The organism is Mycobacterium sp. D16R24, assembly GCF_002013385.1.
Lineage (GTDB): Bacteria > Actinomycetota > Actinomycetes > Mycobacteriales > Mycobacteriaceae > Mycobacterium.
The window spans coordinates 291,296-313,588 of the sequence record NZ_MAEV01000004.1 but is presented as its reverse complement, the minus strand read 5'-3'; the positions used below and the strand labels follow the sequence as shown (position 1 = coordinate 313,588).

Here is a 22,293-nt window from a genome sequence, read left to right as displayed (position 1 = left end):
GATGACGGCACTCATCCCATGCTGGGAACTCCGGGCAGGTTTCGCGGCGGCACTCTCACGGATGTATGGGACTGAGGTTCCCGCATACAACACATTGGTCGATGTCAGCACCGAGGTGAACCAGACTTACGCCACAGCACATCCGGACGCCGAACGGCTCGGATCGATCGAGCGGGTGACCGCCGAACGCCATGGTGCGATCCGCGTGGGCAACCCGCGGGAACTCGCCGCCGTTGCCGACCTGTTCGAAGCATTCGGGATGTATCCCGTCGACTTCTACGACCTGCGTGACGCCGCGTCCCCGGTGCCCGTGGTATCCACGGCGTTCCGGCCGATCGACGAAAAAGAACTGGCGCTCAACCCCTTCCGCGTGTTCACCTCGATGCTCGCAACCGCCGACCGCCGATTCTTCGACACGGGCCTGCGTACCCGCGTAGAGAATTTTGTCGAGCAGCGAGAGCTGTTCGATCCGGCGCTACTGGCACACGCGCGCATGATCAGCGCTGCCGGCGGAGCCACTCCGGCACAGGCCGGGGACTTCATTCACGAGGCCGTCAGGTCCTTCGCGCTGTCCAGCGCCCCCATCGACCGTGCCTGGTATGACGAACTTTCCGCGGTCTCACCCGTTGCCGCCGATATCGCCGGCGTGGGCGGCACCCATATCAACCATCTGACACCGCGCGTGCTCGATATCGACGACCTGTACCGGCGGATGACGGCACGTGGCATCACCATGATCGACGCGATTCAAGGTCCGCCCCGGTGGCCTGGGCCCGATGTTCTCCTACGGCAGACCTCATTCCGGGCGCTGGCCGAGCCACGTCGTTTCCGCATGAGTGACGGTTCCGTGGCCAGCGACACGCTGCGGGTCCGGTTCGGCGAAGTCGAGGCCAGAGGCATAGCCCTGACCCCCGCCGGCCGCACCCGCTACGACGACGCCATGGCCGCCATCGATGCCGCGCACGCAGATCCCGAACGGGCCGCGTCCATATGGGCCGATCACTTTCCCGATACCGAAGCCGGGTTGGCCGAGCAGGAACTCGCGTACTTCCGTACGGACACCGGCCCCGAAGGTGAGATCGTGCGCAGCCCCATCGTGTACGAGGACTTCCTGCCGCGCTCGGCCGCCGGGATCTTCCGATCCAATCTTGATGACGACGGTTCCTACGGGGACGGCGCCGATCGTGGCACCGCCGACTATTCGAAGGATTGGATGTCCGGCGCCATCGGCCGGGACATTCACGATCCATATGCGCTCTACGCCACCATCGCCGCACAATCTGACCTCACGATAGGAGCCGACCGATGACCACCACCCTGCCTACCTCATCCCCCGAGGTGCTGCCGTCCGCCGAGGAGTTGCGCGCACGGGCCCGGAACGCACTGCGCTGGATCGGCGCTGATCTAGAACTGAGCACGGAGTCGGGCAAGCATGGCGGCGTTGCGGTCCGCACCCCCATTACCGGTGACACGCTTTTCACGCTCGCGGCGAGCTCCACGGAGGATGTCGACAACGCCATCGCCGAAGCTGCCCAAGCATTTTCACAATGGCGCACCACCCCCGCACCCGTCCGCGGGGCGTTGGTGGCCCGTCTCGGCGAGCTGCTGACAGACCACAAGAAAGATCTGGCCGAGTTGGTGACCATCGAGGCCGGAAAGATTGTCTCCGAGGCCCTCGGCGAGGTGCAGGAGATGATCGACATCTGCCAATTCGCGGTCGGACTGTCCCGGCAGCTGTACGGCAAGACGATGGCGTCCGAGCGCGCGGGGCATCGCCTGATGGAATCCTGGCATCCGCTCGGCGTCGTCGGGGTCATCTCGGCGTTCAACTTTCCGGTCGCCGTGTGGTCGTGGAACACCGCGATTGCCCTGGTCTGCGGCGACACCGTGGTGTGGAAGCCGTCTGAGCTGACGCCATTGACTGCCGTTGCCTGCCAGGCACTTCTGGACCGAGCAGCCGCCGACGTCGGGGCGCCCCCGGAAGTCAGCCGATTGATCCAGGGCGGCCGCGAGGTCGGCGAACAACTCGTCGACGATCCCCGCGTCGCGTTGGTGAGTGCGACCGGATCGGTGCGGATGGGCCAGCAGGTCGGCCCGCGGGTAGCCGCGCGCTTCGGCAGATCACTGCTCGAGTTGGGCGGTAACAACGCGGCGATCGTGACTCCCTCGGCAGACCTGGATCTGGCGGTGCGCGGCATCGTGTTCTCTGCTGCGGGTACCGCCGGTCAGCGCTGTACCACCTTGCGGCGGTTGATTGTTCACCACTCTGTCGCCGATGCACTGGTCGAACGCATCGTCAACGCCTACGGCCAGCTTCCGGTGGGCGATCCATTCGACGAGCGCACGTTGATCGGCCCACTGATCAACGAGAAATCGTTCCGCGATATGCAGGACGCCCTGGAAACTGCTCGCGCGCAAGGCGGGACCGTCATCGGCGGTGAACATCGGGAGCTGGGTGATGGCGCCTACTACGTCACCCCCGCCGTCGTGCGGATGCCCGAACAGGGCGACGTCGTGCACCGGGAGACCTTCGCCCCGATCCTGTACGTGCTGGGCTACGACACTCTCGACGAGGCGATCGCGCTGAACAACGCGGTACCTCAGGGCCTTTCCTCCGCGATCTTCACCCTGGACATGCGCGAGGCGGAACGCTTTCTGGCCGCCGACGGATCCGACTGCGGAATCGCGAACGTCAACATCGGCACCTCAGGGGCCGAGATCGGCGGAGCGTTCGGCGGAGAGAAGGAGACCGGTGGCGGCCGCGAGTCCGGGTCCGACTCGTGGAAGGCCTACATGCGACGCGCCACAAACACCGTCAACTACTCCACGGAACTGCCGTTGGCCCAGGGCGTTCACTTCGGCTAATCGGACGGGCTAATCGGACGCGCTACCAGGGGTGAGGCTGGAAGTCCTTCAGGAAGCAGCCGTACAGATCGATGCCGCGCTCACCCTGAACAATGGGGTCATACACCCGGGCGGCACCGTCCACGAGATCCAACGGCGCCCGGAATCCCTCTTGTGCCAAACGCACCTTGCTGCTGTGCGGACGCTCATCGGTGATCCAGCCGGTATCGACGGCGGTCATCAGGATGCCCTCGGAAAACAGTTCGCCCGCACTGGTCCTGGTCAGCATGTTCAACGCGGCCTTGGCCATGTTCGTGTGCGGATGCCCCGGCCCCTTATAGCCGCGCGAGAAATTGCCCTCCATCGCCGATACGTTCACCACATACTTGCGCTTGGCGGTGGAGGCACGCAGCGCGGGACGCAGCCGCGATAACAGAATGAAGGGCGCCACGCTGTTACACAGTTGCACCTCAAGCAGTTCCAGCGGGTCAATCTGATCGACCGTCTGCACCCAGCTGTTGGTATCGACGAGATCGGGTAGCAGCCCACCGGCATCGACAGCCGTGCCGTCGGCGACCCGGTCCGGCGTGGCCGAGCCAGCGGTCAACGCCAACGACACCAGCGAGTGCGCGGCGGCCTCGGATCCCTCTCCGAGCGCCAAGGTGTGCGGATGCAACTCACTGGAATCGCCCATCGCGGTAATCGGGACCCGCGCGGCGGCGCCGCTGAGCGGCGCCTGTTCTGCGTCAACCAAGGACGTGTAGGAGCCCGGGCTGCGACGGACCGTCTGAGCGGCATTGTTGATCAGGATGTCCAACGGGCCCTGTGCGGCAACTTCATCGGCGAAACGCGCCACCTGCGCGGGGTCGCGCAGGTCGATGCCCACGATGCTCAGCCGGTCAAGCCAGCTGGCCGCATCCGGCAGCTGAGCGAATCTGCGGGCCGCATCCCGCGGGAACCGGGTGGTAATGGTGAGACTTGCCCCGTCGCGCAACAACATCAAGGCGATGTACATCCCGATCTTGGCGCGACCACCGGTTAACACGGCCCGCCGCCCGGTCAGGTCGGTACGCTGATCGCGCCGGGACCTGTTGGCGGGCGCGCAATCCGGGCACAGTTGATGGTGGAACGCATCGATCTCGGTGTATCTGACCTTGCAGATGTAGCAATGCTGCGGGCGCCGCAGCGTCCCCAGAGCATCACCACCACGCAGCGGCAGCCCCGCCGTCTCGTCGTCGATCCGATCCGCCGATCCCGTGGCGGTCGCACCGATTACCGCGCGGTCGGCATCCAGCTCCGCTTGGCGCGCCTGGCGACGGCGCTGTCTCTTGAGAATCTTGAAAAGTTTCGCGACCCCGCGCTGCACAGCAATCGACTCGGGATGATCGGGCGCAAGCTCGGCGGCCTGATCCAGAACACGCCCAAAGATGGCCATGTCCTCGGGGTCGATGTGCTTAGCCACCGAAGCAGTGTAATGAGGCGGCCAGTACCTCTCGTAATCGCAGATCTGGCGAAACCGGTCGAACCTGACGAGTGCTCACCGATCGCGCCAAGTGAAGACCTACCGCCTAGTAAAATCTGCTGGATGACCGACGACTCCGATGCAGTTCGCCCGAGCGGCTCATCGCCTCGCCGTCGGCTCACCCCCGAAGATCGGCGCGCCGAGCTCCTCGAGTTTGGAACTCAACTATTTGGCGAACGTCACTATGACGACGTCCGCATGGATGAGGTAGCTGAGCAGGCAGGTGTCTCACGGGCGCTGCTGTACCGCTACTTTCCCGACAAGCGCTCGTTCTACACCGCGGTGATGCAGGCCGAGTACGACAGGCTCTACGACGCCACGATCTCGCTGGACATGGACCCAACGCTCACGGGTTTCGAGCGTCTGCGGCGCACCCTCCTGGTGTATCTGCACTACCAGGAAGAGCATCCCTATGCGCCGGTGACGGTCTTCCGCATGATCGATTCGGCCGATCCCACCGTGGCCGCCATCGAACAACAGGAATACGACAAGCAGACCGACCGCATCATGGCTGTCGTCGAACATGTCGCCGGCGACGAATTGACGCCTGCTCTTGTCACCATCCTGCGGGTGGTCATCCGAGCATGGCTGACGTTCAACCAGGAGCTGGCTCGCCAACGAGCCATCAACCCGGATCTCGATGTCGACTGGCTCGCCGATACCTCCGCGCACGCCATGATCGACGCGGTGCGGCGGGTGCCGAATATCCCGAAGGCTGTCGTCGATCTCATGGGCGCCGATTAATTGTCGGTCCTTGTTGGCACGATGGTCTGATGAGCAGCGAGTCCGGTCCACTCGCCCGGTTCTCGGCACCCACTCGGGAATGGTTCGCCGAATCATTCCCGGCTCCCACGCAGGCTCAGTCCGGTGCTTGGCAGTCCATCGCTAAGGGCGACAACACCCTCGTCGTCGCCCCCACCGGATCCGGCAAGACTCTCGCGGCGTTTCTGTGGGCCATCGACACCCTGGCCAGTGCGGACCCCGACCGGCGCGGGCCGGATGTCGCCGGCAATGCGGCTCCGGGCCTGCATGTCGCCGGCAGTGCGGCTCCGGGAACCCGGGTCCTGTACATCTCGCCACTCAAAGCACTCGCCGTCGATGTCGAGCGAAATCTGCGTGCCCCTCTTGCCGGAATCGCTCGGACCGCACAGCGGATGGGCCTGCCCGAGCCCTCGATCACCATCGGGGTGCGCTCAGGCGACACGCCAGCGCAGCGCCGCCGCGCGTTAATCTCCTCTCCCCCGGACATTCTCATCACCACGCCCGAATCGCTGTTCCTGATGCTGACCTCGGCCGCGCGCGAAACATTGGGAACGGTCACCACCGTCATCGTGGACGAGGTGCACGCGGTGGCCGGAACCAAACGCGGCGCACATCTCGCGCTCTCCCTTGAACGGCTGGACAGCAGGCTTTCCACGCCGGCACAGCGAATTGGCCTGTCTGCGACGGTGAAACCCGCAGCCGAGGTCGCCCGCTTCCTGTCCGGTCGCGCTCCGGCCGCCGTCGTCGCTCCCGCCAGTCCTAAGACCTTCGACCTGTCGGTGGTGGTGCCTGTTCCGGATATGAGCGCCCCCGACACCTATCCGAATCCGGAATCCGGCGCCGATTCGCCCCGGACGGGCGGAAACACGATGTGGCCGCATGTGGAGCAGCGCATCGTCGACCTCATCGAGGCACACCACTCGAGCATTGTCTTTGCCAATTCACGTCGCCTCGCCGAGCGGCTCACCGCCAGGTTCAACGAGATTCACGCCGAACGCCTCGGCGTGGACCTCACTCCGGCACCCAATCCCGGTGTACCCGGAGGCCCCCCGGCGCACATCATGGGCAGCGGGCAGACCTATGGCGCCGCACCGCTGCTGGCCCGAGCGCATCACGGCTCGGTGAGCAAGGAACAGCGCGCGAACATCGAGGACGACCTCAAGACCGGCCGACTCAGATGCGTGGTGGCCACCAGCAGCCTGGAGCTCGGAATCGACATGGGTGCCGTGGATCTGGTGGTTCAGGTGGAGGCGCCGCCGTCGGTGGCCAGTGGACTGCAACGCATCGGTAGGGCCGGCCACCAAGTGGGTGAGGTCTCCAGAGGCGTGCTCTTCCCGAAGCACCGCACCGATCTGTTGGGCTGCGCGGTCACGGTGCGGCGCATGCTCGACGGCGATATCGAGACCCTGCACGTGCCCGCCAATCCGCTGGACATTCTGGCCCAACACACGGTGGCAGCGTGCGCCTTGGATCCGCTGGACGTTGAGACCTGGTTCGATGTCGTCAGGCGCAGCGCCCCCTTCAGCTCCTTGCCGCGCAGCGCGTTTGACGCAGTACTTGACCTGCTCAGCGGCAAATACCCCTCCACCGACTTCGCCGAGCTGCGTCCGCGTGTCGTCTACGACAGAGACGAAGGAACGCTCACCGGACGACCCGGAGCGCAGCGGCTGGCGGTGACGTCCGGTGGCGCCATTCCCGATCGCGGCCTGTTCACGGTGTACATGTATGGCGGCGCCGAAGGCGAGAAGCCCTCACGGGTAGGGGAACTCGATGAGGAAATGGTGTACGAATCACGGCCGGGCGACGTGATCTCATTGGGTGCCACCAGCTGGCGCATTACCGAGATCACCCATGAGCGGGTCGTGGTGGTCCCGGCCTTCGGGCAACCGGGCAGGTTGCCGTTCTGGCGCGGCGACGCAGCGGGGCGGCCCGCCGAGCTGGGCATGGCACTGGGACACCTCACCGGCGAACTGGCCGCCGCACGCGATGCAGAATTCGAAATACGTTGCGCTGCTATGGGATTAGATGACTTTGCCATGGGTAATCTCCGCACGCTACTCACCGACCAGCTGCAGTCGACGGGCTCCGTCCCCACCGACACGACGCTGATCGTCGAGAGATTCCGTGACGAGCTCGGCGACTGGCGCATCGTGCTGCATTCACCGTACGGACTACGGGTCAACGGCCCGCTGGCACTCGCCGTCTCCGATCGGCTCCAGCAGCGCTACGGCCTCAGCGAGTCACCCACCGCCACCGACGACGGCATCGTGGTGCGGCTCCCCGACACCGACGACAACCCGCCCGGAGCAAGTCTTTTCGTCTTCGATGCTGCGGAAATCGAGGCCATCGTGACGCGAGAGGTGGGCGGGTCCGCACTGTTCGCGGCGCGGTTCCGTGAGTGCGCGGCGCGCGCCCTGCTGCTGCCCCGCCGAACTCCCGGCCGCCGATCGCCGCTATGGCAGCAGCGCCAGCGCGCCGCGCAGCTGCTGGACGTCGCACGCAAGCATTCCGATTTCCCGATAGTGCTGGAGGCGCTGCGCGAATGCCTCCAGGACGTTTACGACATCGATACCTTGGTGCGGTTGATGTCCGGTATCGAGCAGCGCCGGATCCGGATCGTCGAGGTGCAGACCGACACGCCCTCCCCCTTCGCGGCCGCTCAACTGTTCAGCTATGTCGGCGGATTCATGTACGACGAGGATCGCCCACTGGCCGAGCGACGGGCCGCGGCGCTCTCCCTGGACACCGGTCTGCTCGCCGAGCTCATGGGCCGCGTGGAACTGCGAGAGCTGCTCGACCCGGCCGTCATCGAGACCACCGAAAGACAACTGCAGCATCTTGCCGACGAGCGCAAGGCCCGTGACCCCGAGGGCCTTGCCGACCTGTTCCGTCTCCTCGGTCCCCTCACCACCGACGAGGTCAGCGCGCGTTGCACCGGTACCGGGACAGACTGGCTGCACGAGCTCGTCGCGGCCCGCCGCGTGGTCGAGACCCACTACGGGCAGTGTGCCTGGTGGGCAGCCGTCGAAGATGTGGCTCGATTGCGTGACGCACTCGGGGTGCCCGTACCTCCGGGTGTGCCCGCGGCCTTCACCGACGCGACGGCAGACCCGCTCGGAGAGCTGCTGGGCCGATACGCACGCACACACGGCCCATTCACCACCGGGCAGGCGGCCGAACGCTTCGGCATCGGAGTCCGCGTTGCCGCCGACGCACTGACGGCGATGGCCACCCGCGGCCAGTTGGTGCGCGGCGAATTCACCAGCCAATATGACGTAGGTGCCACAGATTCTGAGCAGTGGTGCGATGCGGAGGTCCTCCGGATTCTGCGTCGACGGTCCCTCGCGGCACTGCGCGCACAGGTGGAACCCGTCAGCACAGCGTCGTTCGCACGGTTCCTGCCCGATTGGCAGTACCTCGATTCCAGCCTGCGCGGGGTCGAAGGGGTGGCCACCGTCATCGACCAACTCGCCGGGGTACCGATACCCGCATCCGCGTGGGAGCCGCTGATTCTGGCGCGCCGGGTTCGCGACTACTCCCCCCAGATGCTCGATGAACTACTGGCCTCCGGGGAGGCGGTCTGGTCCGGGCACGGCTCGATCACCGCACAGGATGGCTGGATCGCATTGCACCCGAGTGGGGTCGCGCCGGCCACACTCGCCGCCACCGATCCCGTTGTTCTCGACGAGGCGCACCGGGCGATCCTTGACGGCCTTGCCGCCGGCGGCGGATTCTTCTTCCGCCAATTCGGCGAGGGTGCGACCAAAGCGGCTTTGTGGGATCTGGTCTGGGCGGGGCAGGCGACGGGAGACACCTTCGCACCCGTACGAGCGCTCCTGGGCACCAGCACTACATCACGTACCGCGCACCGAAACCGGCGAGCTCCCCGACTGCGCGCCTACACGCCAATCCCCACCGCGGCACCGGTCGATCCCGCGGTCGCTGGCCGGTGGTCATTACTCCCGGAGAGGCTGGCCGACGGTACCGAGCGCTCGCACATGCAGGCCGAATTGCTGCTCGGACGGTATGGCGTGGTGACCAAGGGCAGCGTCGCCGCCGAGGGTGTCGCGGGCGGATTCGCGTGGCTGTACAAGGTGTTGTCGACGTTCGAGGACAACGGACGCTGCCGCCGAGGCTATTTCGTCGAATCGCTCGGGGGTGCGCAGTTCGCCTCTCCCACGACCGTGGACAGGTTGCGCGAGTATCTCGACACCGTCGACGACGAGCCCGCACCGTGCCGGGCCACGGTGCTGGCGGCGACCGATCCGGCCAATCCGTATGGCGCGGCGCTGGTGTGGCCGCGGGCAGCGTCCGACTCCGGTCATCGACCGGGCCGTAAGGCCGGGGCGCTCGTGGCGCTCGTTGACGGCCATCTGGTTCTCTACATCGAAAGGGGCGGCAAGTCGCTACTCAGCTTCGTGACCGACCCCACGATGCTGCACACCGCCGCATTGGGCACGATGGAATTGGTCCGCGAGGGCGGGCTCGATGGTCTGGTGATCGAAAGAGCCGATGGCAGATCGGTCTTCGACATCGGGGAGTCGGCCGTAATCACAGCCTTGCTGGAGGCCGGTTTCGCGCGGACGCCGAAAGGATTGCGGGTACGTCGATGAGCGCCTGCGCGAAGAGGAAACAGTACCGATGAGCGCCTGCGCGAAGAGGAGACGGTGCACGTGAAGGTGACCCGGTTCGACCACATCGTGATCAACTGCACCGACGTGGCGACGACCGCGGCCTGGTATCAGCGCGTCCTCGGCATGACTCGGGAAACATTCGGCCCCGCACGCCGTACGGCCCTGACATTCGGCAACCAGAAGATCAACCTGCGACCGATCAGGGCGACCCAGGACGAGTGGTTCACCGGCCGGGCCGCGGCCGCCGGATCGGATGACCTGTGCTTCATCACCGATTCCTCGCCGGCCGAGGTTCGCGAGCACCTCGGCGCATGCGGTGTGGACATCGAGCAGGGCCCGGTGACCAAGACCGGGGCACTGGGTGAAATGACATCGCACTACTGCCGCGACCCGGACGGAAACCTCATCGAGATCGCGGTGTACCCGTGACCAACAACCACTACCACCACCTCGCCTTCGGCGCGGACGCGCTCGAGCGGCAGCGGGCCAACGGCAGCTATGTCGCCTACGGCACACATCTGGAACGCCCCGATGACGGCCCCGACGGCCTCGGGTCACGGGAGCTACGGATGATCGCCGAGGCGACTCAGTTCTGTCTGGGCACTGTCACCCCGACAGGATGGCCATACCTGCAATATCGCAGCGGCCCTGCGGGATTCGTCCGTCACCTCGGCGGCAACACACTGCGGTTCATCGATCTTCCGGGCAACAATCAGTTCGTGACGCTGGGGAACCTCGCGGCCGACGATCGATTGGCGATGTTCTTCGTCGACTACCCACGCAAGCAGCGCCTCAAGTTGTTCGGGCGCGGCGCCGTGCACGACGGCGAACGCCGCGAGATCGATATCGCGGTAGAGGCATTCGACTGGAACTGCTCGCGCAGCATCATTCCCCGCTATGACCAGCAGTACCTTTCCGATCTCGGCAAGGCCTATCAAGAAAAAGCACAGGCCCGAGAGGCCGAGCTGACGGCCGAAATCGATAAGCTCCGCGCCCGCATTGCCGAGCTCGAAGCCACGCGACCATGAATCCCCTCGCCGGCAATCGGGTGCTACGCACCCACTCGGCACGGTTCAGGGACTGACTGGAGGAATATCCCGGCAACGAAATCGGGTGCCCGGAGTGGAAGCACGTCGAAGACCACTTCTCGGAGCAAGTCACCACCGGCGGCATCCGTCGGCTCGACCAGGACGAGCTGACCGCACTGCTTTATCTCATCGCCCGGAGCTGGGATATGAGCCGGATGGTCGCGTGGTTGTCGAACACAACTACTTTGTCCAATCTCGGCGACCTTGAGCAAGAAGACTTCCTGCTCCTGGCCCGGCGGGCCGCCACCGTCCAGGGCACCGAATACGACGACGCCCGATACCAATTCGCGGCCTCCGGTATTCGCGATCTCATCGACGTGTCCTGGACCTCGGTCGAAGAGGAACACCACAAGATCGGCTGTCTGCAATGTCTCAGTGAGTATGTCGGCGACGAGACCCTGCTGCGCGAATACCTCGACAAGGCAGCGGATCTACCGGGACGCTACCTGCGGGACTGCGCCGAACATCTCCGGGCGTCACTGCCGTAGCGCCCTCGCCGATTCGTACCGGACCTCCGTCCCGGTGAACGGGTCCCGGAATGCCAGCGAGCGCGCCACGAGTTGCAGCGGCCGGGTGAAGTCAGTCGATGCCACCGCCACAACCTCGGGATAGAGCGAGTCGTTGACAATCGGGATTCCCAGGCTGTTCATGTGCACCCGCAGCTGATGGGTCTGCCCGGTGCTCGGAGTCAGGCGGTACCTGCCTGTCGAACCATCGTGATCGAGCAGCTCGATATGCGTCTCGGCGTTCACCGGACCCGGCTCCTCACTCGCCTGAAGGATGCTGCGCCGCTTGATGATCCTGCTCCGCAGCGTCACCGGCAGGAAGACATCCGGGTCGACGGGCGCCAACGCCTCGTAGATCTTGACCACCTGGCGTTGCGCGAACAGCGACTGATATGCGCCGCGGGCCTCGCGGCGCACCGTGAACAGCAGCACTCCGGCGGTGAGCCGGTCGAGGCGGTGTGCGGGTGCCAGTTCCGGCAGGTCCAGTGTCTTACGCAACCGCACCAGCGCTGTCTCGGTGACATGGCCACCGCGCGGCATCGTGGCGAGGAAATGCGGCTTGTCAACCACTAGAACGTCATCATCCCAGTGCAATATGTCGATGGCGAAGGGAACAGGGACCTCCGCGGCCACTTCGCGATAGGTGTACACCGACGATCCCGCGCGCAGATGTGTCTCCGCGGTGACGGCCACACCCTCGGCGTCGACAACCTCGCCACCGCTCACCTTCCCGGCGGCGGCCGGACCGAATCGGGACACCAGCTCATCAACCACCCGCCCGTCTTCTCGCAGGCGAATTCGGACCGGCCCCAAGCCGTCCCGGACCGGTAGCGGTGGCTCTGGAGCCCTCCTTCTCGGGCTCATCAGCGGGACTGACTGCCGAGTCTTACTTGGATGGAGACAGTACGTCGGTCACCGGTTCGACGATGAACGAGCGTGCCTCGGGTGCCGCGACCCGTAGCGCATCTGCCGACGCGTCATCGGGCTGACGCTGCGAGCGCACCTCGGCATCCACCCGCGCACGGTAGGTATCCACCTCGCGCACAATGTCTTCCGCAGACCAGCCGAGGACCGGAGCCACCAGCTCGGCGACCTCTTGGGCGCAATCGACGCCACGATGCGGGTACTCGATGGCAATACGCATGCGCCGGGCGAGAATGTCCTCCAGATGCAAGGCACCTTCGGCCACCACCGCGTACAGCGCCTCCACCTTCAAGTACATCGGCGCCTTGGCAATCGGCTCCAGCAAGGTGTGATCCGAGCCCGCACACGCCAGCACCTCGCCGATCAGCGAACCGTACCGGTCCAGCAGATGCCGCACCCGGTAGGGATGCAGGCCGTAGGTCTCCCCCACATGCTCGGTCTGATTGATCAGCGCGAAGTACCCGTCGGCACCGAGCAGCGGCACCTTCTCGGTGATCGACGGCGCGACCCTTGCCGGCACGAATTCGCTGGCCATATCAATGGCATCGGAGGCCATGACGCGATAGGTCGTGTACTTGCCGCCCGCGATGGCCACCAGCCCCGGCGCCGCCACCGCGACGGCGTGCTCACGGGAAAGCTTGGACGTGTCGTCATCCTCACCGGCCAGCAGTGGCCGCAGGCCCGCGTACACCCCATCGATATCGTTGTGTGTCAACGGTGTTGCCAGCACCGTGTTCACCTTGTTCAGGATGTAGTCGATATCCACCTTGGTGGCCGCCGGATGTGCCAGGTCGAGATTCCATTCGGTATCGGTCGTCCCGATGATCCAGTGGTTGCCCCACGGGATGACGAACAGCACCGACTTTTCGGTCCGCAGGATGATCGCCACTTCGCTGACGACCCTGTCCCGTGGCACCACGATGTGAACGCCCTTGGACGCGGTCACCCGGAACCGGCCGCGGGTACGCGACAGCGCCTGGATCTCATCGGTCCACACCCCGGTGGCATTGACGACGACATGCCCGCGAACCTCGGTCTCGGCGCCGTTCTCGGTGTCGCGCACCACCACGCCGGTGACGCGATCACCCTCACGCAACAGCGAGACCACCTGAGTGGATGTTCTGACGACGGCCCCGTAGTGCGCCGCCGTACGGGCCACGTTCATGGTGTGCCGGGCGTCGTCAACCACGGTGTCGTAGTAGCGGATACCGCCGATGAGCGAGTTGCGCTTCAGCCCCGGCGCCAGCCGCAGTGCACCGGCGCGGGTGAGGTGTTTTTGGGCGGGAACAGATTTCGCGCCACCCATCTGGTCGTACAAAAAGATGCCGGCGGCAATGTAGGGACGTTCCCACCACCGATTGGTCAGCGGGAACAAGAACGGCAGCGGCTTGACCAGATGTGGCGCCAGCGTCGAGAGCGACAGCTCACGTTCGCGCAATGCCTCCTGGACCAAACCGAATTCGAGCTGCTCCAGATAACGCAGGCCGCCGTGGAACATCTTCGAGGAGCGGCTCGACGTCCCGGCGGCGAAGTCACGCGCCTCGACCAGCGCGACCTTCAGCCCGCGCGTGGCCGCGTCGAGAGCCGATCCGGCACCGACCACACCACCGCCGATCACGATGACATCGAACTGCTCGGATCCCAGGCGCTCCCAGTTCAGCGAACGGGCCTGCGGTCCCAGGAACGTGTAGGTCGGTCCACCCGATACCGATGGGCTGGTTGCGTCACTCACGACTGCTCCCTTCCACTCCCACTATCGGGCCCCGGAGTCCTTCCAGAAAGCCACGTTACCGGCCGCTAGTGCTCTCGTCTGTGATGCACGCCGCTGTAGCGCATGTCGCCCGAGGTCAGTCCAGGTCATCGTGGGCAATCAGCTGGCGTGCCGCCTCCGTCACCGAGCCGGACAGAGACGGGTACACCGACAGCGTCTGCGCGAGATCGTTGACTGAGAGCAAGTTCTGCACCGCGAGGGCGATGGGCAAAATCAGCTCGGAGGCATTCGCGGCCACCACGACGCCACCGATCACCACACCGGTGGCCGGGCGGCAGAAGATCTTGACGAAACCACGCTTGAGGCCCGACATTTTGGCCCGGGGGTTCGTATGCAGGGGCAGCGTGACCGTCCGCGCCGGCACCTCACCGTTGTCGATGGCCGCCTGGGACACCCCCACGGCGGCGATCTCCGGGCGAGTGAACACCGCGGCGGCAACGGTTTTCAACTTGATGGGATGCACCGCGTCACCGAGTGCGTGATACATGGCAATGCGGCCCTGCATGGCCGCCACCGAGGCCAGCGGCAGCAGGCCCGTGCAGTCGCCCGCGGCGTAAATGCCGGCCACCGAGGTGCGCGACACCCGGTCGACGGTGAGGTAGCCGCCGGGGCCGAGCGTGATGCCGACCCGTTCCAGGCCCAGGCCCGCGGTGTTCGGAATCGACCCCACGGTCATCAGCACATGGCTGCCGTCGACCACCCGGCCGTCGGCCATCGCGACGCGGACGCCGGTATCGGTTCTTGTCACCGAATCGGCCCGAGCGTTCTTGACGAGCGTCACACCGCGTTCGGCCAGCGTGTCCTCCAGGACCAGGGCCGCATCCTCGTCCTCGTGCGGCAGCACGCGGTCCCGGCTGGCCACCACGGTCACCTGAACGCCCAGCTCCGTGTACGCGTGGACGAACTCGGCACCCGTCACACCCGATCCGACCACGATGAGGTGCTCGGGCAGCTCCTCCAGGTCATAGAGCTGGCGCCAGGTGAGGATCCGTTCCCCGTCGGGGCGGGCATGAGACAGCACCCGTGGGCTGGCGCCGGTGGCAATGAGCACCACATCGGCTTCCAGGATGGTGCTTGTCCCATCCGCGGCGGTGGCCTTGACCCGGTGAAACGCCATCCCGACCACATGATCGACCAGCTCGGCACGCCCGGAGATCAGACGTACCCCGGCGTTGCGCAGCCGCTCGGCGATATCGGCTGACTGCTCGGAGGCAAGACGCTTGACGCGGTGGTGGATCTGCGGAAGCGAGATCTTGGCGTGCTCCACGTCGATGTCAAAGCCCAGGTTGGGCGCGCGCCGCAGGTCGGTGCGCACACCGGTGGACGCGATGAACGTCTTGGACGGCACGCAATCGAAGAGCACGCACGCGCCGCCGATACCGTCCGAGTCGATCACCGTGACCTCGGTGGCGCTTCGCTCATGGGCGGCGGCCACAAGCGCCGCCTCGTATCCCGCTGGTCCTCCACCAATGATCACGATGCGCGTTGCCACGGCATCAAACCTACAAGTACAGACCCGACCCGGCTTGCCATCGTGGGGCAACCTTGCCGTCATCTCCACCACAGGACCACTAGGCTTGCCCCCGTGCCGCTCTACGCCGCTTATGGCTCCAACATGCATCCCGAACAGATGTTGCAGCGGGCGCCGCACTCGCCCATGGCCGGCACCGGCTGGCTACACGGCTGGCGGCTGACCTTCGGCGGTGAGGACATCGGCTGGGAAGGCGCGCTGGCCACGGTCGTGCAAGACCCCCACTCGAGGGTTTTCGTCGTGCTCTACGACATGACCGGGGCCGACGAGAAGAACCTCGATCGCTGGGAAGGTTCGGAGCTTGGCATCCACACCAAGATCCGTTGCCGGATCGACCGGGAATCCTCCGACACGACCATCGACCCGGTGCTGGCCTGGCTCTATGTCGTCAACGCCTACGAGGGTGGGCTACCGTCCGCACGGTACCTGGGCGTGATGGCCGATGCCGCAGAAATCGCCGGCGCCCCAGAGGATTACGTACACGGATTGCGCACCCGGGCATCGCGCAATATCGGCCCCGGAACGAGCTAGACGGAGCCCTGCGCGGCGCTTTGTTCGACGAGATTGACCAGCGTCCGCACACCGACGCCAAGCGCCCGTTCATCGATATCGAAGTTCGGTTGGTGGATATCGAGCTGCGGGCCCGATCCCGACCACACGCCCAGTCTTGCCATCGCGCCGGGCACCTCCTCCAAATACCAGGAGAAGTCCTCACCACCACCGGACTGGGTGGTCTCCGCGAGCGCGTCCAACCCGATGGCCTCGATTGCCCGCACGAAGATGTGCGTGGACTCGGGCTCGTTGATGACGGGCGGGACACCGCGGCGGTAGTTGAGGGTGTAATCGATGCGCAGCGGAGCCAACAGCCCCTCGATCACATCGCGGACGGTGCTCTCCAGCGTGATCCACACGTCACGGCTGCCGGTGCGCACCGTGCCGGCCAATGAGCCGATCTGTGGAATGGCGTTGGCCGCCTGGCCCGCGTTGACGGCCCCCCACACCATGACGGTGCCGGCCCGCGGATCAATGCGACGACTCAGCATCCCCGGCAATCCGGTGATGACAGTTCCGAGCCCGTACACCAAGTCGGCCGTCAGATGTGGCCGCGAGGTATGCCCGCCCGGGGAGTGCAACGTGACTTCGACGGTGTCCGCGGCCGAGGTGATCGCCCCCGCACGGACTGCCACCTTGCCCACCTCGAGACGCGGATCGCAGTGCAGCGCAAAAATTCTCGCTACACCGGCCATCGCCCCGGCGGCCACCACGTCGATGGCGCCTCCCGGCATGACCTCCTCGGCGGGCTGGAAGATGAGGCGCACACCCGAGGGCAGCGAGGGAGCCGAGTTGAGGGCCATGGCCGCACCCAGCAGGATCGCGGTGTGTGCGTCGTGCCCACAGGCGTGCGCGACGTTCGGCACCGTCGAGGAGTAGGACGCCCCGGTGCGTTCCTGCATCGGCAACGCATCCATGTCCGCGCGCAGCGCCACCCGCGGACCGTCCTCGGGCCCGAAGTCGCAGGTGATTCCGGTACCTCCGGGCAGCACCTTGGGATTGAGCCCGGCCTCAGCCAACCGCGCGGCTACATATTCAGTGGTGGCATGCTCCTGGCGCGCCAACTCGGGATGTGCGTGGATATGGCGGCGCCACCGGACCAGCGCCTCGTAGTTCTCGGCGAGCCAATGCTCGGCTATGGCAGACAGGGATGCGCCACCTGCGTGAAGACCATCATGTTCGCTCATACCGTCACCGTCCTGCGCGCCAGCCGATCCAGCACTCGGGAGCGCTCGGCGTCGTTCTCGGCCAGTCGTACCACGGTGCGTGCCAGCATCTTCGCGCCTTCAACCACGGCCCGATCAGCACCTGGTTCCCTGGCGGCCTTCTCGAAATCGGGTTGGTGGATGACCGCTCCGCCCGAATCGATGCCGATGACCGGGTGAATACCGGGCAGCATCTGCGTCACGTTGCCCATATCGGTACTACCCAAGGGCACATTGGCCTCGAATTCCGCGGGCACCGGCGTACGGCCGACGGACTCCATTTCCTCGCGAAACACCTCAACCAGCCATGGATCCGGCGTCAGCTCCAGGTATGGCGGCGAAGATTCGATGAGTTCGTGGCTACATCCCGTCGCCATCGCGCCCGCGGCGAAGCATGCGTAAACCTTCTCCTCCAGCTCACGCAGAGACGCTGATTCCACGGCACGCATTGTGTACTGCATCGCGGCGCGGGCCGGGATGATGTTGGCCGCCTCCCCGCCCTCGGTGACGATGCCGTGGATCAGCTGTCCGGGTGACAGATGCTGACGCAACAGACCGATTGAGACCTGCGCGACGGTGACCGCGTCGGCGGCGTTGATTCCGAGGTGCGGCGCGACCGCGGCGTGCGATTCCTTGCCGTGGTAGGCGACCATCACGTCGGTCAGCGCGAGGGAGCGCGCGCCCGCGATATCGATCGGCCCGGGGTGCAGCATCACCGCCGCCGCGATGTCGTCGAAGGCACCCGCCTTGAGCAGAAGTGCCTTACCGCCCCCGTACTCCTCGGCCGGCGTGCCGATAACCACCACGGTGAGTCCGAGGGCATCGGCGACCTCGGCGAGCCCCAAGCCGGTGCCGACGGCGGATGCCGCGATGATGTTGTGGCCGCATGCGTGGCCGATCCCGGGCAGCGCGTCGTACTCGGCGCAAACACCGATGACCAGCGGGCCATCTCCATAAGTGGCGCGGAACGCCGTGTCCATACCGCCCTGACCGGTGACAATCTCGAATCCGCGCTCGGCGAGCAGCCGCTGCGTTTTCAGGGCGCTGCGAACCTCATGGAACGCCAGCTCGGGTTCGGCGTGAATGTCGTGCGATAACGCCACCAGATCCGTCGCCACGGCGTCCACGACCGTGCTGACGGTCTGGGCATGCGCGGCGGACGACGCTCCAGTGGTCAAGGGCATTAGATCAGTATCCCATCATGGTTAGGCTCCATAGCTGTGACCGATAAGCGGCCTGCGCGAAGCGGCGACAGCACCGATGAGGCTCCGGATGCCGCGGCGTCCCTCGCGGCCGCGGAGATCGCGGCGCGCACCGGCGTCGCATCCCACCCCGTCGCGGTGGTTCTCGGATCGGGTTGGGCTCCGGCAGCAGCCGAACTGGGCACCCCCGCCACGAGCATCCCGATGGCCGACCTACCCGGATTCAGCCCACCCAGTGCGGCCGGACACGGCGGTTCGGTGCTGTCGATCCCCATCGGCGACAGCGGCCAGCGGATGCTGGTACTGCTGGGCAGGATTCACGCCTACGAGGGTCACGACCTGCGTCACGTCGTCCACCCCGTGCGCACCGCCTGCGCCGCGGGCGCCCGGACCATCGTGCTCACCAACGCCGCCGGAGGACTACGCGAGGACTACACAGTGGGTCAGCCGGTGCTGATCAGCGACCATCTCAACCTGACGGCCCGCTCGCCGTTGGTGGGTGCGCAGTTCGTCGACCTTGTCGACGCGTATGCGCCGCGATTACGGGCGCTGGCGCGGGAGATCGACGACAGCCTCGCCGAGGGGGTGTACACGGGTCTGCCCGGCCCGCATTACGAGACCCCCGCGGAGATCCGCATGCTGCGCACGCTGGGCGCGGACCTGGTGGGCATGTCGACCGTGCACGAGACCATCGCGGCCCGTGCTGCCGGGGCCGAGGTGCTGGGCGTGTCTCTGGTAACCAACCTCGCGGCCGGAATGACCGGAGAGTCCCTCAACCATGAGGAGGTGCTGGCCGCCGGGCGCGCGTCGGCCACTCGCATGGGCCAACTTCTCAGCTCGGTGATTGGTCGGTTATGACGGAGTCCCCGCCGGCAGCACACGCGATCCAAGAGTGGATCGACCATGACCCCGACCCCGAGACCGCCGCCGAGCTGCGCACCTGCTCCGATGAGGAGCTGGCGCAGCGATTCTCCGAGCCACTGGTGTTCGGCACGGCTGGCCTGCGCGGCACCGTCCGCGGCGGCCCCAACGGCATGAACCTGGCCGTCGTGCTGCGTACCACCTACGCGCTGGCCAAGGTTCTCAAGGATCGGTGCCTCGGCGGCTCGACCGTGGTGGTGGGTCGTGATGCGCGGCACGGATCGGAGAAGTTCGCGCAGGGTGCGGCGGAAGTGCTCGCGGCCGAGGGGTTCAAGGTAGTGCTCCTGCCCCGCCCGCTGCCCACACCGGTGCTCGCGTTCGCGGTACGCCACCTGGATGCGGCAGCGGGCATCCAGATCACCGCATCCCACAACCCGCCCACCGACAACGGCTACAAAGTGTATTGGTCGGGCGGCGCACAGATCATCTCCCCTACCGATCGTGATATCGAATCGACAACAGCCGCAGCACCTTTCGCCGATCAGATTCCACGCATCCCCGTCACTCCCACCGACGACACCTTGGTGGATGCCTACATCCAACGTGCCGCCACGGTGCGCCGGGGCTCCGGCGGTGTCCGCGTCGCACTCACCGCACTGCACGGAGTCGGCGGGGCCACCGCCCTGGACACGCTGAATGCCGCAGGTATCACCGACATCCACGTGGTGGACAACCAGTTCCAGCCGGATCCGGACTTTCCTACAGTCGCGTTTCCGAATCCCGAGGAACCGGGGGCCTCCGATGCGGTGCTGACCCGGGCCGCCGAGGTCGACGCCGACCTGGCCATCGCGCTGGATCCGGACGCCGACAGGTGCGCCATCGGCATCCCCACCACGACCGGTTGGCGCATGCTCTCCGGGGATGAAACCGGTTGGCTACTCGGTGATTACATCCTCTCCACGCAACCACATTCATCCACTCCGCCGGTAGTGGCCAGCACGGTGGTCTCCTCCCGCATGCTCGCACGCATCGCGGCATCTCTCGGCGCTCGGCATGTGGAAACTCTCACCGGATTCAAATGGCTTGTCCGGGCAGCAGATTTCGACCTTGTCTACGCGTATGAGGAAGCCATCGGGCATTGCGTGGATCCAGCCACCGTGCGGGACAAGGACGGTATCTCCGCCGCGGTGCTCGCATGCGACCTCGTGACACACCTGCGCGAGCTCGGATCGAGTGTGGAGGAAAAGCTCGAGAACCTGGCGATCAGGCACGGCATCCATGTCACCTCGCAGGTCTCGCTGCGCATGGACTCCCTCGCCGACATCACCGCCGTGATGGCGCGCCTGCGGGGGAACCTTCCCGCCGCGCTGTCCGGGTTCCCGATCACCGTCGAGGACCTCCTGGAACGACGGGGTCAACAGCGCACCGACGCGGTGATACTTTCCGGCGAGATCGGGGGTTCGTCCATCCGGCTGGTGATCCGCCCCTCGGGAACCGAACCAAAGGTCAAGTGCTACATCGAGGTCCGCGAGCCCGTCATCACCGATGCGACCGTCGCACGGATCTGGGCGGGCGTGGTGGTCTCCGAGCTGGAGGCCTACGCCCGCAACATCTAACTAGGCGCAATTTATCTGGGACCGAACTGACGATCGCCGGCATCGCCCAGGCCCGGCACGATGTATGCCGCATCAGTGAGACCCTCGTCGACGGTGGCCGTGAACAATCGCGCGGACGTCGACGGGCCGTAGCGTGCGACCCCCTCCCGGACCGCCTCAACCCCCTGCGGTGCCGCGACCACACACAACATCGTCAGGTCGGTGGCGCCGCGGGAATGCAACAGGTCGAGCGTATGGACCATCGACCCGCCGGTCGCCAGCATCGGGTCCAGGACGAATACCGGTTGTTGCGACAAGTCGGCCGGCAGAGATTCCAGATACGGGGTGGGTTGCCACGTCTCCTCGTCGCGCGCCATGCCGACGAACCCGACCCGCGCCTCGGGGATGAGGGCATGGGCCTGATCCACCATGCCCAACCCCGCCCGCAGAACCGGGACCAGCAACGGCGGATTCGCCAAACGGAACCCCGTCGTCACCGCCACCGGTGTGCGCACCGCGGAGGACTCCACCGGTGCCGAGCGGGTCGCCTCATAGACGAGCATCAGGGTCAGATCCCGCAGCGCGGCACGGAAAGCCGCGTTATCGGTGCCGGCATCGCGAAGGGTGGTCAGCCGGGCCGCGGCAAGTGGGTGCTCAACTACGTGCACATGCATGCCCCAGACCCTAGAACAGCAAGCTTCGATGCCGTCGATCCCGGACACTGCGGGAATGTGACGGGCATCACGCGTGAAGCAGCGCACGCTTTCGCATCGATATCGTTCCTGAGGCAGCCCGAACAGCTATGCTGAGCAGGTAATACAGCGGGGTGGCCACGTTGCCAAAAAAATCTTTCAAAAGTTTTGAGAAAGATGGAACCGAATCGCGACTACCCCCGTCGTATCCAAGTACAAGGCGAAAACTGCCCGAAAACAGGCGGTAGCCGAACCACCGAGGAGATGGAGGGGACATGTCAGACGGATTAGCAGCCGACACAGACCTGCTGCGTGGCGTGGGCGGAGTTCAGCTGGGGATGGGCGGAACGCTCGCGGCGGTGGGTACCGCAGTCAGCATTTTCCCGGTCGCCGCACTCGCGCCGATCTTCGGTCCGATTGGCGCGCAGTACCTGGGCGCATTCGCCGCAACCTCCGCCAAGCAGGGGCTGGACGTCGGCCAGCTCGCCATGGGCGTCACCGAGTCCGGTGTCAGCACCAACCTGGCGAGCAAGGGCTACGACGACGATGACGACAACGTCGGCCAGAACATCAACGCCACTGTCGAGGGAATCGAGGCGTAATC

18 protein-coding genes are annotated in these 22,293 nt (G+C 65.8%); 11 read left to right on the top strand and 7 right to left on the bottom strand.

The window, feature by feature from the left end; genetic code table 11:
- Position 1 precedes the first annotated feature (1 nt).
- A complete protein-coding gene (locus tag B4383_RS03960; protein WP_078288267.1) occupies positions 2-1,309 on the top strand; it encodes a VOC family protein in 1,308 nt (435 codons plus the stop codon).
- Positions 1,306-2,865 (top strand): aldehyde dehydrogenase family protein, encoded by a 1,560-nt coding sequence (locus tag B4383_RS03955; protein ID WP_078288268.1) that lies wholly within the window; start codon positions 1,306-1,308, stop codon positions 2,863-2,865. Before B4383_RS03960 ends, B4383_RS03955 begins: the two co-directional genes overlap by 4 nt.
- 22 nt (positions 2,866-2,887) lie before the next feature.
- Here the strand turns inward: B4383_RS03955 and B4383_RS03950 are convergent, their stop codons facing one another.
- Positions 2,888-4,279: an SDR family NAD(P)-dependent oxidoreductase gene (locus tag B4383_RS03950; RefSeq protein WP_078288706.1), complete on the bottom strand. Its 1,392-nt coding sequence runs from the start codon at positions 4,277-4,279 to the stop codon at positions 2,888-2,890.
- Between the two features lie 150 nt (positions 4,280-4,429).
- On the opposite strand from B4383_RS03950, the gene B4383_RS03945 reads away from it, so the two are divergent.
- The 5 genes from B4383_RS03945 (at position 4,430) to B4383_RS03925 (ending at position 11,338) form a co-directional block, all read left to right on the top strand.
- Positions 4,430-5,110, top strand: a complete 681-nt coding sequence (locus B4383_RS03945) for a TetR/AcrR family transcriptional regulator (protein ID WP_078288269.1) — start codon at positions 4,430-4,432, stop codon at positions 5,108-5,110.
- Between the two features lie 29 nt (positions 5,111-5,139).
- Positions 5,140-9,741 (top strand): ATP-dependent helicase, encoded by a 4,602-nt coding sequence (locus tag B4383_RS03940; RefSeq protein WP_078288270.1) that lies wholly within the window; start codon positions 5,140-5,142, stop codon positions 9,739-9,741.
- Positions 9,742-9,777: 36 nt separating this feature from the next.
- Entirely contained in the window at positions 9,778-10,191 is a 414-nt protein-coding gene (locus B4383_RS03935; RefSeq protein ID WP_078288271.1) for a VOC family protein, read from the top strand.
- Positions 10,188-10,790, top strand: coding sequence for a pyridoxamine 5'-phosphate oxidase family protein (locus B4383_RS03930; RefSeq protein WP_078288272.1), 603 nt, complete (start codon positions 10,188-10,190; stop codon positions 10,788-10,790). Before B4383_RS03935 ends, B4383_RS03930 begins: the two co-directional genes overlap by 4 nt.
- 206 nt (positions 10,791-10,996) lie before the next feature.
- Positions 10,997-11,338, top strand: coding sequence for a hypothetical protein (locus tag B4383_RS03925; protein WP_078288273.1), 342 nt, complete (start codon positions 10,997-10,999; stop codon positions 11,336-11,338).
- Here the strand turns inward: B4383_RS03925 and B4383_RS03920 are convergent.
- From B4383_RS03920 to B4383_RS03910, 3 genes are all read right to left on the bottom strand, one after another.
- Positions 11,327-12,220, bottom strand: a complete 894-nt coding sequence (locus B4383_RS03920) for a pseudouridine synthase (protein ID WP_078288274.1) — start codon at positions 12,218-12,220, stop codon at positions 11,327-11,329. The two genes, B4383_RS03925 and B4383_RS03920, sit on opposite strands and share 12 nt — an antisense overlap.
- Before the next feature lie 22 nt (positions 12,221-12,242).
- Entirely contained in the window at positions 12,243-14,012 is a 1,770-nt protein-coding gene (locus B4383_RS03915) for a glycerol-3-phosphate dehydrogenase/oxidase (protein WP_078288275.1), read from the bottom strand.
- Between the two features lie 115 nt (positions 14,013-14,127).
- Positions 14,128-15,543 carry an NAD(P)H-quinone dehydrogenase gene (locus B4383_RS03910; RefSeq protein ID WP_078288276.1) on the bottom strand — a complete coding sequence of 472 codons (1,416 nt, stop codon included), beginning with the start codon at positions 15,541-15,543 and terminating at the stop codon, positions 14,128-14,130.
- 93 nt (positions 15,544-15,636) lie between these two features.
- Here B4383_RS03910 and B4383_RS03905 point away from each other — a divergent pair, with 93 nt between their 5' ends.
- Positions 15,637-16,113 (top strand): gamma-glutamylcyclotransferase, encoded by a 477-nt coding sequence (locus tag B4383_RS03905; RefSeq protein ID WP_078288277.1) that lies wholly within the window; start codon positions 15,637-15,639, stop codon positions 16,111-16,113.
- On the opposite strand, the gene B4383_RS03900 is transcribed toward B4383_RS03905, so the two are convergent.
- Both B4383_RS03900 and B4383_RS03895 read right to left on the bottom strand, forming a co-directional pair.
- Positions 16,110-17,321 carry a M20 family metallopeptidase gene (locus tag B4383_RS03900; RefSeq protein ID WP_078288278.1) on the bottom strand — a complete coding sequence of 404 codons (1,212 nt, stop codon included), beginning with the start codon at positions 17,319-17,321 and terminating at the stop codon, positions 16,110-16,112. The genes B4383_RS03905 and B4383_RS03900 overlap by 4 nt on opposite strands.
- Positions 17,318-18,523: a M20 family metallopeptidase gene (locus B4383_RS03895; RefSeq protein ID WP_078288279.1), complete on the bottom strand. Its 1,206-nt coding sequence runs from the start codon at positions 18,521-18,523 to the stop codon at positions 17,318-17,320. The genes B4383_RS03900 and B4383_RS03895 overlap by 4 nt, the downstream gene beginning before the upstream one ends.
- A 36-nt stretch (positions 18,524-18,559) precedes the next feature.
- Here B4383_RS03895 and B4383_RS03890 point away from each other — a divergent pair, with 36 nt between their 5' ends.
- Together B4383_RS03890 and B4383_RS03885 are read left to right on the top strand one after the other, a co-directional pair.
- Positions 18,560-19,399 (top strand): purine-nucleoside phosphorylase, encoded by an 840-nt coding sequence (locus B4383_RS03890; protein WP_078288280.1) that lies wholly within the window; start codon positions 18,560-18,562, stop codon positions 19,397-19,399.
- A complete protein-coding gene (locus B4383_RS03885) occupies positions 19,396-21,018 on the top strand; it encodes a phospho-sugar mutase (RefSeq protein ID WP_078288281.1) in 1,623 nt (540 codons plus the stop codon). Before B4383_RS03890 ends, B4383_RS03885 begins: the two co-directional genes overlap by 4 nt.
- An 11-nt stretch (positions 21,019-21,029) precedes the next feature.
- Here the strand turns inward: B4383_RS03885 and upp are convergent, their stop codons facing one another.
- The gene (gene upp, locus B4383_RS03880; RefSeq protein ID WP_078288282.1) at positions 21,030-21,671 is read right to left on the bottom strand and encodes a uracil phosphoribosyltransferase; all 642 of its coding nucleotides are present in this window, start codon (positions 21,669-21,671) and stop codon (positions 21,030-21,032) included.
- A 293-nt stretch (positions 21,672-21,964) separates the two neighbouring features.
- Here upp and B4383_RS03875 point away from each other — a divergent pair, with 293 nt between their 5' ends.
- Positions 21,965-22,291 (top strand): hypothetical protein, encoded by a 327-nt coding sequence (locus tag B4383_RS03875; RefSeq protein WP_078288283.1) that lies wholly within the window; start codon positions 21,965-21,967, stop codon positions 22,289-22,291.
- Positions 22,292-22,293 lie beyond the last annotated feature (2 nt).

Excerpts from the sequence above, each read along its gene's own strand:
- B4383_RS03960 (WP_078288267.1), top strand. The coding sequence starts at position 2 with ATGACGGCACTCATCCCATGCTGGGAACTCCGGGCAGGTTTCGCGGCG.
- B4383_RS03955 (WP_078288268.1), top strand. The coding sequence starts at position 1,306 with ATGACCACCACCCTGCCTACCTCATCCCCCGAGGTGCTGCCGTCCGCC.
- B4383_RS03950 (WP_078288706.1), bottom strand. The coding sequence starts at position 4,279 with ATGGCCATCTTTGGGCGTGTTCTGGATCAGGCCGCCGAGCTTGCGCCC.
- B4383_RS03945 (WP_078288269.1), top strand. The coding sequence starts at position 4,430 with ATGACCGACGACTCCGATGCAGTTCGCCCGAGCGGCTCATCGCCTCGC.
- B4383_RS03940 (WP_078288270.1), top strand. The coding sequence starts at position 5,140 with ATGAGCAGCGAGTCCGGTCCACTCGCCCGGTTCTCGGCACCCACTCGG.
- B4383_RS03925 (WP_078288273.1), top strand. The coding sequence starts at position 10,997 with ATGAGCCGGATGGTCGCGTGGTTGTCGAACACAACTACTTTGTCCAAT.
- B4383_RS03920 (WP_078288274.1), bottom strand. The coding sequence starts at position 12,220 with ATGAGCCCGAGAAGGAGGGCTCCAGAGCCACCGCTACCGGTCCGGGAC.
- B4383_RS03900 (WP_078288278.1), bottom strand. The coding sequence starts at position 17,321 with ATGAGCGAACATGATGGTCTTCACGCAGGTGGCGCATCCCTGTCTGCC.
- B4383_RS03895 (WP_078288279.1), bottom strand. The coding sequence starts at position 18,523 with ATGCCCTTGACCACTGGAGCGTCGTCCGCCGCGCATGCCCAGACCGTC.
- B4383_RS03885 (WP_078288281.1), top strand. The coding sequence starts at position 19,396 with ATGACGGAGTCCCCGCCGGCAGCACACGCGATCCAAGAGTGGATCGAC.
- upp (WP_078288282.1), bottom strand. The coding sequence starts at position 21,671 with ATGCATGTGCACGTAGTTGAGCACCCACTTGCCGCGGCCCGGCTGACC.
- B4383_RS03875 (WP_078288283.1), top strand. The coding sequence starts at position 21,965 with ATGTCAGACGGATTAGCAGCCGACACAGACCTGCTGCGTGGCGTGGGC.